Source organism: Ktedonobacter racemifer DSM 44963 (assembly GCF_000178855.1).
Lineage (GTDB): Bacteria > Chloroflexota > Ktedonobacteria > Ktedonobacterales > Ktedonobacteraceae > Ktedonobacter > Ktedonobacter racemifer.
In genome coordinates this window covers 1496716-1508696 of the sequence record NZ_ADVG01000001.1, presented here as the reverse complement: position 1 = coordinate 1508696, position 11981 = coordinate 1496716, and the positions used below count along the sequence as shown (strand labels likewise).

Here is an 11981-nt window from a genome sequence, read left to right as displayed (position 1 = left end):
CCCCAAATTCTCGCGGAAAGGCACTAAAAAGGAAAAATATCAATGTCTAAATCACTTAATTCTGTGACTAATCTCGCCCAATTTCGCATTGGGATCTCTGCCCTGATCTTTCGCCAGGGCCAGATCCTCCTGGCCCACCGCAGCGATATCGACTGGTGGAACCTGCCTGGTGGCGGCATGGAACTTGGAGAAACGCTTGAGCAGACCGTCAGCCGCGAGGTCCTGGAAGAAACAGGCCTCCAGGTCGCCATCGAGCGCCTCGTAGGCGTCTATTCTAAGCCCCAGAAGCAAGAGGTCGTCCTCTCCTTCCTCTGTCGCATCACCGGCGGCGAACTGACCACAACCCTTGAGTCTCGTGAATGCCGCTTCTTCTCCCCAGATGCCATCCCCGCCAACACCCTCCCCAAGCATCGCCAGCGCATCGAAGACGCCCTCCTCAACCAGGAACGCGCTCTCATCCGCAACCAGCTCTCTAGCACCTCCCACGACCAGGGCCTCCCCAACGCTTAATGCACTTTCTGATGTGCTTGCGAAATAAATGTAGGGTCCATGCTGGCATGGACTCCGAGCGAAGCGACTTCCCGCACACGGGTGTCAGCCTGCGGGTCTCGGAGTCCATGCCAGCATGGACCCTACTTACTCGTTATGCGGAAAAGCCGCCTCTCTCCGTACCATGATATGTAGACGCGTGCTTTAGCAGCGTCGCCCCTGGTTGCGGATCGCCTTATCTATCCCTTCAACACCAGGACGTCGAATGGCTCGATTGTGATAGTTTCCTGGACCTTTCCCTCATCCAGGAGGGAGGTATAGCTTCCCTCTGACAGAGTGATCTGCTGCCGCTCCTTGCTCTGATTGAGCACAAAGTAGAACTTCTCGCCGTGCTCGCCCTCGCGCAGCGTGACCTCGACGCCCTCCGGCGTGGATAGCACCGGCTCTACGCCTGCCTGCGCGCAAATCTGCTTGATAAGCGCATCTACCAGTCGCTGCTCGGGGTGCGTCGCGACATAGTAGGCCTTGCCTTGCCCATAGCTATGCTCAGTGATCGCCGGCTGTTGCGCGTAGTAGTCCTGCCCAAACCTCGCCAGGGCCTGCGCACCCTTGAGATGCACCAGCTCGCCCCATCTGGTCGCTGCATAGCGCCCGCGTAGTTCTCCCTCTTCGATAACGACCTCGTTGGACATCTGCGGCGTCAGGGGATCAAACTCCTCAACATAGATGCCGAGCAGCTCGCGGAGCGCCCCGGGATAGCCGCCCGGGATGACATGCTCATGCTCGTCGACGATGCCGCTGAAGAAGGTCGTGAGGAAGGTTCCGCCCTGCTCCACAAAGCCTTTGAGCTTCTGCTCCACGCCTGGCATGATCATGTGCAGCAAGGGCGCGATGACCAGCTTGTACTTCCCCAGGTTCTCGCCCAGCTCCGCCTCGGGGGACACGATATCCACGGCGATATTCCGCGCATAGAGCGCCTTATAATAGGTGAGGATCTGTTCATAGTAACGCAACTGATCGCTTGGTCCCGGCTGATATTCGGAGGACCACCAGCTCTGCCAGTCCATGAGGAGCGCGACTTTTGCGTGAATGCGAGTGTTGGCGACCTGGGAGGCCAGCTTCGCCAGCTCGGCGCCAGCCTGGGCCACCTGCTTAAAGATGCGATTCTGCTCGCTTCCCTCGTGTGAGACGACGGCGCTATGATACTTCTCCGCGCCCGCCATGGATTGGCGCCACTGGAAGAAGAGCGCACCATTGGCGCCACGCGCGATGGACTGCATGATGTGCATGCGCAGTTGTCCCGGTCGCTTATGGGGGGTCTGTGGCTGCCAGTTGACCTGGCTTGGACTCATTTCCATGACTATGTGGGGCTGTCCGCCCTTCGCCCCGCGCATGATGTCATGAGGCATGGCGACCTGGGCCGCGCCATCATGAGGCGTCGGGTACATATCAAAGGAAACGATGTCCATATGTTTGGCCCAGTCGAAGACATCGACGGGCTTGAAGGCCACCATCAGATTGGTCGTCAAGGGGATAGACGGCGTGGTGCGGCGAAGAATCTCCTCCTCCAACTCGTAGCATCCGCGCAGCGAATCATTCATAAAGCGCCAGTAATCCAGCGTTTGCGTGGGATTGGTCTGCGCTGGCGTGGCACGCGGCGGCAGCACGTCTTCCCACTCATAGTAGTGCTGGCTCCAGAAGGTGGTTCCCCAGGCCTGGTTCACCTTGTCTAGCGTCTGATAGCGTTCTTGTAGCCATTTGCGGAACGCGGCGGCACAATTCTCACAATAGCAGACGCCTGTATGGCAGCCATATTCATTGTTGAGATGCCACATCTTCAAGGCAGGGTGTTTGGCGTAACGCGTCGCGATCTGTTCGACGAGCGCTCCGGCCTTGCGTCGGTAATCGGGGCTATTTGGGCAGTAGTGCTGGCGCGAGCCATGGCTCATGCGCACGCCCTGCTGTGTCACCGGAAGCATTGAGGGGTAGAGGCGACTCATCCAGGTTGGAGGCGAGGCAGTCGCGGTCGCCAGGTCCGCGTAGATACCATGCTCTGCCAGCATATCCATAATGCGGTCCAGTTGCTCAAAGTGATATTTATGCGGTTCTGGCTCTAGCAAAGTCCAGGAGAAGATATTAATTGAAACCATGTTTACGTGGGCTAGTTTCATCAGGCGCATATCCTCGCGCCAGGTCTCCTCTGACCACTGTTCCGGATTATAGTCCCCACCATAGAGGATCTTATTAGGAAAATATTGCTGCATAGCTCTTAAATGCTACCTTTCCTTTCAGCATTGATGCCATATGCAATATATCACGCGTGGGTAAGAGGGTGTGGATGTGCCAGCTCCCCAAATCATGTAGGGTCCATGCTGGCATGGACTCCGAGCGCAGCGACTTGCGGGCCAGCCACGCCCATGCCAAGCATGGATCCTCCAACTTACTTACTATGCAGAATGGTCACCTTTCTCCGTCCCATGATATGTAGACGCATGCGTTTAGCAGCGTCGTCCCTAGTATGGTATTATACGAGTGCAGTTCTGAGAATTGCTGTTTCCAGCAAGAGAGAGGTGGTTGTGTCGCAACGATGCCGCACTCTCCATACATGTGCCCTCTCTGCTGTTTGTTTTTCAGGGACCCCACCCTTATAATGGTGAGTGGGAATAGGTTTTAAAGTACAGAAATTTGGAATTTGTAGGAGTTTGAACGATGCCCAGAACGTCGGTGCAGACTTACGGAGGCTACTGCATATGACAGTAAATATCGAAGCTACGGAAGCTGATACTCTAGCACAGCCGCTAGATGTCATTGCACTTTTCCGCACCATGGTTACCGCACGAGCCATCAACGACCTGTTGAAGACTCGTAAGACTCAGGGTCGTTTCCCTTTCTATATTGGTTGTGCTGGGCATGAGGGTATGGCAGCAGTCGTGGCTGCCTTGCAGGAAAATGACTGGCTCGCGCTTTACTATCGTGACCTGGCCGCCTGGCTCCAGCGCACAGGCGATGTTTATGGACCCCTGCGCGAGGCCTATTCTCGCTCGACTGGCCCCATGTGCTCCGGGCGCAATATGCCATCGCACTATAGCAGCCGGAGCCATCGCATCCTCCCAGGTGTAAGCGAGGTTGGAGGCCTGGCCCCCTTCGCGGGCGGCGTCGGCTTCTCGCTGAAGCAGCATGCAAGCAAAGATCTGATTATGTGTTCTACAGGTGATGGCGGCTCAGCCACCAACGACTTCAGCGTACTTCTGCGCCAGTCGGCTGTGCATCAGCTCCCTGTGCTCATGGTCATTGAAGATAATAATTGGGCGATTACGACCCCCTCAGTGGTCCAGTATGCCGGCTCGCTCGTGGAGTGGGCAAAGGGCGCTGGCGTCTACGCGGAAGAGGTCGATGGCACAGATATCATGGCGACCTATGAGGCGAGCAAACGCTTCATGGCCCGTATTCGTTCCGGCCAGGGGCCGGTCCTGATGCATCTGCGCCTGGGTCTGCTTGATCCGCATTCCAGCAGCACTGATATCAAGTCCTATCGAAAGAAAGAAGAGATCGCGCTCACGACCGAGACCAAAGACCCGGTCAAGAACTTTGGCCGCTGGCTGGTGGCAAACGGTCACTTGCAGGAAGGCGATCCCGAGCGTATGCGCAAAGAGATCCGCTCAGAGCTGGATCGCGTTGAGCGCGAGGTCTTGCAGGAGCCGGAGCCAGATGGCAGCCGCGTGATGCAGCATGTCGTGGCCGTCCCCGAGTGGCATGAGAATATTCCTCGTGGTGCCAAGCGCCCCCTGACCATGTTAGGTGCGATCAACGAAGCCCTGGTCGAGCTGGCCGACCGCGATCCCAACTTCTTTGTCTATGGACAGGATGTTGGTAGCCCCAAGGGCGGCGTCTTTGGCGCGACCGCCAACCTCGTGCAGAAATATCCTGAGCGCGCCATCAGTAGCCCGCTGAACGAGCAGCTTATCGTGGGCCTGGTCGCGGGCGCTGGCATGGCCGATGGTAAGGCGCGTTGCGCCGAGATCCAGTTCGTCGACTACCACCAGTCGTCGACCCAGACTGTGCGCCTGGCGGCTCGTACCTCCTATCAGAGCTTTGGCGACTGGTATGTGCCCATGATCATTCGCACCAAGTCGGGCAGCGGCGGCGGTGGCCCCATCTCCAGCAGCACCGCAGGTGGTGGCGCCTTTGGCCACTCCAATGCCGGCGAGCAGTGGTTTACCAATATTCCTGGCATGATTACCATCTGTCCCGCGACCCCCTTTGATGCCAAGGGCTTGTTGTTACAGGCTGCGCGTTCGCAGTCGCCTGTGACCTTCCTGGAGCGCGGTCGCCTCTATCGCTCGGAGCCGCCCAAGGATGCTGAGGGCAATATTATTCCCCAGATGGCCGAGTACTGGAGCGTCCCCGAGGGTTACTATACCCTCCCCATTGGTAAGGCGCGCCGTATTCGCATCGGCGAAGGCCCGGTGAGCGTGGCGATTGTCGCCTGGGGTTCGATGACTCTTGAGGCCTGTACCGCCGCAGCCAATATCGTCAAGCAGGAGGGAGGCGCGATCGAGGTAGTTGACCTGCGCACGCTGATGCCCTTCGATGAAGCGACCGTCGCTGCCGCAGTCAAAGAGGCTAATCGCGTCGTTGTCGTGACCGAGGAGTCCGATCTGACCAGCTATGGCCGCCATGTGCATTCCTGGATCGTCCAGAACTGCTTCTATGACCTGGATGGCTCGCCAACCTTCATCAGCGCGGTCGCGGCGCCAGCCGCTCCCTACAACGCGCCCGAAGAGGTTGCCTTCTATCCCACGGCCAAAACCATCGAGGAGCGCATCGCTGACCTGCTCGTCGAATAAGATCCTCAGAAAGAAAAGAGTGTGCGTAAAAGCCGGGGCAATGCCCCGGCTTTTACGCACACTCTTTTCTTTCCTCTTTTCTGTGCTCGACGTGTGCTAAAAACTATGCTACACTGCGTCTTAGATGCAAGAAGAACTACGATGCGCTTTTCAAGGAGAACTCTAAAGCCATGACCTGTACATCTTGTGGTGCTGATGTCACCGGAAAGAAGTTTTGTCCTGAGTGCGGTACATCTGTGCAGGCTGCTCAGCCCATGAGGACATGTCCTCACTGTCAGGGGTCTGTGCGCGCAGATGCGGCTTTCTGTGCACATTGCGGCGGCTCACTTAAAGAGGCTGCACCTGTCGCTTCGGCGCCCACGACGCGGGCCTGCCCCTCATGTCATGCTGAGTTGCCCTTGTCCAGCGCCTTCTGCACAAATTGTGGCTCTCAGCTCCAGGCGACCCCTCCCTATACTTCGTCGGGGCAGTATCCACAGTATCCCTCTCCGCCAGCGCAGCCTCAGTATCCGCAAGCGCCGCAGTATCCGAACCAGGCGCCCTATCCACAGCAGCAACCATACTCACAACAGCCCTATCCACAGCAGCAACCATACCCACAGCAGTATGGGCAACAGTATCCCCAGCCAGCGCAGCAACCTTATGGCGCGTATCAGCCCGATCCCATGATGGGCCAGGGGCAGATGGTGCTGCGTTGTCCCACCTGTATGGCGATGGCTCCTATCGGGACCGCCTACTGTCGTGGTTGTCGCACCAATCTGGCAGGTGTCGTGCCCGTGCCCATGAACGCGATGGCTCCTGGTCAGCAGCCCGGCGGCTTTATGCAGGGCAATGGAGGCAAGTATGCCATGGGGGCGCTGGGAGGTGCCGCAGCGGTGATTGGCGGCGAGATGCTCCTCGAGAACCTGGTCGAGGGCCAGCATCACCACCATCATCGACGCGAGGATGATGACGATAATGGTGGCCTGCTCGGCTTTATGGATAATATCGGCCTCTAATCTGACTGGCGCATCTGGGCCCGCTACTGGCGTACGCGACTACCCCTGACATGGTGGCGTAGCCGTGTACCATGTGCCCTTTAGGGTAGCCAGTAGCGGGCCCTCTCATACCTTCAATATACCAAAATTGGCTATCTCCCTTTTCTGTTTAGTTGCGACAACGTCAGAAACCGTCTATAATACGGCGAGATACTCTCGTCTCCGTATGCAGAAAAATAAGCTGTCCGGGTTGTTGGTATTGTATTAGTCCTATTTGGATCAGGAAATATCAGGAAATATAAGGAGAACTGGTGCCCTCTTACCACCTAAGTGCCTATCCGAAAACCTGAGCGCGAAGCGCTAGCCACGGCTGGCGCCGCGCCCCCGAATGGGGGTTGGTTTTCGTTTAAGCATAAGTGGCTACGCGCCAGAACTGCGCATGAACTACGAGCGAACGACTCTGCCTAATGATTTACGTCTACTTACTACCTCAATGCCTGGTATGCGTTCCGCCAGTATTGCCTTCTTCTTTATGGTAGGTTCGCGTCATGAGGATAACCACGTCGCGGGCGTGTCCCATTTCATTGAGCATATGCTTTTTAAAGGATCGCAGCACTATCCTTCTGCCAGGGCTATCTCCGAGGCGATTGAAGGAGTCGGGGGTGTCTTCAATGGGAGCACGGGGAAGGAACTGACGAATTATACGGCTCGCGTACCCGCGGAACAACTCTTTACTGTCATGCGGGTCTTTGCTGATATGTTCCGTCGCCCACTTTTTGATCCAACCGAGGTCGAAAAAGAGCGCAACGTGATTATTGAGGAGATCAGCTCAACACAGGATGATCCCCAGGAATGGGTGAATCTCCTGGCTGACGAGGTGATGTGGCCTGCTCTCCCCCTGGGACGCGATGATGCCGGAACTGTCGATTCTGTCTCAGAGTTGAGGCTTGAGCAAATGCTGGATTATTTCCACACATTTTATCGCCCTAACTCGCTGGTGATCAGCGTCGCTGGCAATATTGATCCTGAGCAGGTGCGCCAGGTGACTGAAGAGCTATTCGGGGACTGGGAGCCGAGCGAGTTCCCAGGCTGGAGTGCCTCGCTGCCCCCCGTCGACGTAGTACCTGTCCGTATGATTGAGAAGGACACCGAGCAGACAAACGTCTGCTTGACCACCCTGGGGACCTCGTATCGCTCTGCCGACTATTTTACATTTTTGCTTATCAATGCTCTACTGGGCGATGGAATGAGTTCACGCCTCTTCCAGTCGATTCGCGAGGAGCAGAGTCTGGCTTATGATATTGGTAGCTATCTGAACTGTTACCATGAAACTGGGAGCCTGGTGGTGAGCGCGGGCGTTGACCCTTCGAGTATTGATGCCACCGTTCGGGCCATCCTGGTGGAACTGGAGCACCTCTGCACAGAGCTAGTACCGGACGAAGAGTTAGCGCGCACCAAAGCCTATGTGCGTGGTGGCTTCTTGCTGGGGCTTGAGGGAACCCAGCAGGTAGCATCCTGGCTGGGTAGCCAGGAGTGCGCGCAGCACCAGGTGCGGGAGATCGATGATATCATTGCCCATATTGACGCCGTGACTGTACAGGATGTACAGCGTGTAGCACAGTCGTGTTTCGCGCCCCAGTGGCGTCGCCTGGCGATTATTGGACCAGATGGAATACAGCGAGCAGGTGAGTTTGAGAAGTTGCTTACAGGTGTGTAATGCTGCGGGAAGAGGAGACCTTGTTTTATGGCACAAACCAAGCTACAAACGAATCCGGCAACTACGCTTCGTGATTATTTACAACAGACCGAGGATCTAATCAGCAGAGGCGAGCATGAAGAGGCCCTGGCTCGTTGTCAGCATATTCTGGCTCAACATCCTGAGTCTCTGGAAGCACAACGCCTGCTCGGTGAGGTCTACTTCGCTCAGGGGAAACTAGAAGAGGCTCAGCAGGCCTTCGACTGGGTGTTGATGAATGATCCCGAGAATGTAGTTGTGTATTGTGACCGGGCCTTAATTAGCGAGAGTCTCTCGGATTTTGATACGGCCCTCGATTGTTACCAGCAGGCTTATGAGTTGAGCCGCGGCAATAGCCACATTCGCGAGGAGTTTAATAAGCTCAGTGCCAGGGCAGGTCAGCAGGGCTTTATGTTCTCGCGCGCAGGTCTGGCCCGGCTCTATACGCGTGGTGACCTGGTAACGCAGGCTATTCAGGAGTGGGAGGCGGTCCTCGCCGTGACCCCTGAACGACTGGACGCGCGTCTGGGTCTGCTTGAGGCACTCTGGCGTGAGGGCTTGTATGATCGGACCGAGCAGCTTGCACGCCAGATTTTGCAGGATGTGCCCGGCTGCCTGAAGGCGCAACTTCTCCTCGCCCACATCATCTCGCCGCGTGATCTGCACCAGGCTGAAGATCTCATCAAGCGCGCCGAGGCTCTCGACCCTGATTTGCTGATGGCACAAGAACTCTTTGCCGATTTGTTGGCGAAGCAGACGCCTGCCCATGAGCCATTTCTGGCCCTTATCCAGCGAGACCCGGTGGCATTGGACAAATCCGTTCAAGAAGTATCTGTTCCTCAGCCATCCACTTCGTCGAGCCGTCCAAGCTGGCCAGGCCTTGATGCAGCCTCCCAGGAGGTTCAGAAGTCAAGCACCTCATCAAGCCGGCCGAGTTGGCCTGGCTTCGATTCCACCTCCCAGGAGGTTCAGCAGTCAAGTACCTCATCAAGCCGGCCGAGTTGGCCTGGCTTCGATGCTATTCCCGAACAACAGCAGTCAAGCACCTCGTCGAGCCGGCCGAGTTGGCCTGGTTTTGGTGCCGAATCTCAGGAGGCGCAACAGGCGCCTGCCAGTGAAGCCTCTATGCCTGGAGCAGAAGCCCCGGCTGGCTCCTCTTCTACCTGGGATTGGCCCGGTGTCGACCGACCCGCCGCTGCTGCCACTACCAATCAGTCGAATCAAACGGACCTCAGTGCCTTGCTGGCCGAGGCCCGTAAATATCTCTCCTCCTCGTTTGAGGACGAAGCATCCTCGCCAGCCGCCGAGCCTGAGCAGCTCTCGAAACAGCCTTCCAGCGCCTCCTGGTCCGGCATAAGCAATGAGCCTTCCGCCAGTGAACCAGCCACCACAGCGCCAAACAAACCATCCAGTGGTGTTTGGGAGGCGCCGACCACTCCGAATAAGGGTGAAGCAACACCCACAGAATGGCTGGATATGTTGACCCAGGGCGAGCGCCAGCGTATGGCGGAGCCTAGTGGTGAGGCCCTGGAGGTCTCTGCTCCGGTTGTATCTCAGCAGCCACCAACGCCAGTCCAGCCATCTCAACCAGCCGTGGCTTCCCAGCCTCTGGTAACTCCTGAAGTGAAAGCCGAGGCTAAGGCTAATGAAGACGCCTTTACCTCGCCCTTTGCCATGAATGATGACGAGGAAGAGTCTTCCTTCGGCCCCTCCTGGCTGAAGTCGATAGGGGCCGCGAGCAGGGAGAATAGCATGGAGATGCCTGCTATCTCGCTCCCCAAAGCCAGGCCAGAAGCCTCCAAACCTGTCGCAAAGTCAGAGGCGCCAGTGAGCCCTCAGCCTGCGGAGCAGCCCAAACCCAGTGTCGAACTGCCCACGACCTCTGAACCCATCCAGCCTGCGCCAGAGCCGGGATCGGCCGATCCCTTTGCCTCCTGGCCGGGATACGCCGCCACGCCCAGCGCACACCTTGAGCAGCCAGAAGTACATCATGAGGCTTCACAGGAAGAGGCGTCACTGCCCACGTTTGATTCCTGGAACTTCTCCAGCGATATGGCTGGCGAGCCAGGCGCGCATGCCACCATGCCTGAGTGGGCAAACCAGTTACTTGGTTCCTCGGGGACAGCGCCCGCCGAGCCTCTGCCCGCTCCCTCGTGGATGTCTCAACTCTCACGCTCCGCCGAGCCTGCGCCTCTCAACGAGGCGCCTGAGCCAGCGCAAGCGGAGGCGCCAGGCACGAACGAGAATGAGCAGAGCGTTGTCAGCTCACTAGAGGATCTGGAGAAAAACCTCTACTCGCAGGGCTTTATCCCCATGGAACCACACAGTCTCTCCTCCCTGGCGGAAACAGAGCCAGTCACGCCAGAGCAGCCTGATCAGCCTGAGTTTTCGGAGATTCCAGACTACCTGGGGGCCCTGAAGCAGGAAACTCAGGGAGCGACGCCCGATTTCTTGCGCGAATTGCAAGGGTGGCAGCAACAGCAGAGTCAACCGGAAGCGCAGGACTGGCAGCAGCAATTACAGCCAAGCCAACCGGAAGTGCAGGACTGGCAGCAGCAATTACAGCCGAGCCAACCAGAGGCGCAGGATTGGCAGCAGCAATTACAGCCGAGCCAACCAGAAGCGCAGGACTGGCAGCAGCAATTACAGCCAAGCCAACCGGAAGTGCAGGACTGGCAGCAGCAATTACAGCCAAGCCAACCGGAAGTGCAGGACTGGCAGCAGCAATTACAGCCGAGCCAACCAGAGGCGCAGGAGAGTACTTCACTCTCTTCCGCCCTGGCCCAGCTAGGCCTGGTGAGCCAGCGCGCTCAGGAAGAGCCGCAAGTTCCTGTCCAGCCAGCCGCGAGTGTCGCGCCCGAGCCACAACCATCAGCGGAACAGCCTTCATGGGTGGCCGCACTAGGTGCCGTTCCTTCCATGCCGGTACAGCCAGTTTCACGCGAGCTAGAGCCTCAGTCGGCCCCTGTCCAGCCAGCTACGCCATTTGCGGCCTCGCCCAAACCTGAGGTGGAGAAGTCCTCGCCGCAGTCGAAGGCGCGCCCGAATCCCTTCCTGGAAGATGGCCTGGAAACAACCATGAAGCGGCCCGCGATACGTCTTCAGCCGATGCAGCGTAACGCGAAAGAGCCGCAATCCCCTGTGGTACGCAGCCGACCCGTGGAGCGCCAATCAGCGGCAAGCGAAGGGAGCGGCAAGCCCCAGGAGCGCCTACTCAAGGGCTATCAGTATCAACTGGTGGGCGACTATGACGAGGCGATGCAAGAGTATCGCGTCTTGGTTCGTACCTCGCCGGAGGTGCTGGGAGAAGTGGTAAGCAATCTCCGGGCATTGCTCAAGCTGGCGCCCAATTATGCATCCGGCTATCGTGTGTTGGGGGATGCATACATGCGCCAGGGAGAATATCTCCAGGCAATGGAGGCGTATAATAAGGCGCTAACCATGGCGAAGAAGGCTAAGTCCTAATCATCAATAAGGAGTTCTGACGTGGAAACTATTCTGCAACGGCTGACTGACCTTGACGAGGTGTACGATGCCATCCTGGTGGGGAAAGATGGTTTGATCGTCTCGGGTATACTGCATAGCGAAGACGAGGAGGTCGTCGGCGCTATGTCCGCAGCCGCATTTGGTTCCATTACCAGTTTTACTGAGCAGATTAGCAATGGGGAAACCAGCCACGTTGTCATCGAGACGAAGAAGGGGACGATTCAAATGGAGGCGGCGGGCGACTTAATCCTGATCGTGACAACAACAGGTAAAGGCAATATGGGCCGCGTACGCCTGGAGATGAAGAAAGCCTGTGCGCAACTGAACGAACTGGTCACCAGCGGGTACTAGAAGAACGGGGGACGTGCGCTACTTACGTACGCGCCTACGCTGGGCGCTTGCACCTGGCCAGCGAGCGTAGGTGCGTACGTAAGTAGCGCCGTGTTG

At 57.5% G+C, this 11981-nt stretch carries 7 protein-coding genes; 6 read left to right on the top strand and 1 reads right to left on the bottom strand.

Going from position 1 to position 11981, the window contains the following annotated elements:
* Positions 1 to 42: 42 nt before the first annotated feature.
* On the top strand, positions 43 to 510 hold the full coding sequence (locus KRAC_RS06605) for an NUDIX hydrolase (RefSeq protein ID WP_007905442.1): 468 nt from the start codon (positions 43 to 45) through the stop codon (positions 508 to 510).
* Positions 511 to 728: 218 nt separating this feature from the next.
* On the opposite strand, the gene KRAC_RS06600 is transcribed toward KRAC_RS06605, so the two are convergent.
* On the bottom strand, positions 729 to 2753 hold the full coding sequence (locus KRAC_RS06600) for a beta-galactosidase (protein WP_007905440.1): 2025 nt from the start codon (positions 2751 to 2753) through the stop codon (positions 729 to 731).
* 486 nt (positions 2754 to 3239) lie between these two features.
* On the opposite strand from KRAC_RS06600, the gene KRAC_RS06595 reads away from it, so the two are divergent.
* The 5 genes from KRAC_RS06595 to KRAC_RS06575 all read left to right on the top strand — a co-directional run bounded on the left by KRAC_RS06595 (position 3240) and on the right by KRAC_RS06575 (position 11885).
* Positions 3240 to 5336 (top strand): alpha-ketoacid dehydrogenase subunit alpha/beta, encoded by a 2097-nt coding sequence (locus KRAC_RS06595; protein WP_007905437.1) that lies wholly within the window; start codon positions 3240 to 3242, stop codon positions 5334 to 5336.
* Positions 5337 to 5506: 170 nt separating this feature from the next.
* Positions 5507 to 6334: a zinc ribbon domain-containing protein gene (locus tag KRAC_RS60960; RefSeq protein ID WP_007905435.1), complete on the top strand. Its 828-nt coding sequence runs from the start codon at positions 5507 to 5509 to the stop codon at positions 6332 to 6334.
* A gap of 418 nt (positions 6335 to 6752) precedes the next feature.
* Positions 6753 to 8030, top strand: a complete 1278-nt coding sequence (locus KRAC_RS06585; protein WP_007905433.1) for a M16 family metallopeptidase — start codon at positions 6753 to 6755, stop codon at positions 8028 to 8030.
* 27 nt (positions 8031 to 8057) lie between these two features.
* The gene (locus tag KRAC_RS06580; RefSeq protein WP_007905432.1) at positions 8058 to 11513 is read left to right on the top strand and encodes a tetratricopeptide repeat protein; all 3456 of its coding nucleotides are present in this window, start codon (positions 8058 to 8060) and stop codon (positions 11511 to 11513) included.
* A gap of 21 nt (positions 11514 to 11534) precedes the next feature.
* Entirely contained in the window at positions 11535 to 11885 is a 351-nt protein-coding gene (locus KRAC_RS06575) for a roadblock/LC7 domain-containing protein (RefSeq protein ID WP_007905431.1), read from the top strand.
* The last annotated feature ends 96 nt before the right edge of the window (positions 11886 to 11981 follow it).

What these genes read in the sequence shown, in the direction of transcription:
- KRAC_RS06605 (WP_007905442.1), top strand. Translation starts at nt 43, where the DNA reads ATGTCTAAATCACTTAATTCTGTGACTAATCTCGCCCAATTTCGCATT.
- KRAC_RS06600 (WP_007905440.1), bottom strand. Translation starts at nt 2,753, where the DNA reads ATGCAGCAATATTTTCCTAATAAGATCCTCTATGGTGGGGACTATAAT.
- KRAC_RS06595 (WP_007905437.1), top strand. Translation starts at nt 3,240, where the DNA reads ATGACAGTAAATATCGAAGCTACGGAAGCTGATACTCTAGCACAGCCG.
- KRAC_RS60960 (WP_007905435.1), top strand. Translation starts at nt 5,507, where the DNA reads ATGACCTGTACATCTTGTGGTGCTGATGTCACCGGAAAGAAGTTTTGT.
- KRAC_RS06585 (WP_007905433.1), top strand. Translation starts at nt 6,753, where the DNA reads ATGAACTACGAGCGAACGACTCTGCCTAATGATTTACGTCTACTTACT.
- KRAC_RS06580 (WP_007905432.1), top strand. Translation starts at nt 8,058, where the DNA reads ATGGCACAAACCAAGCTACAAACGAATCCGGCAACTACGCTTCGTGAT.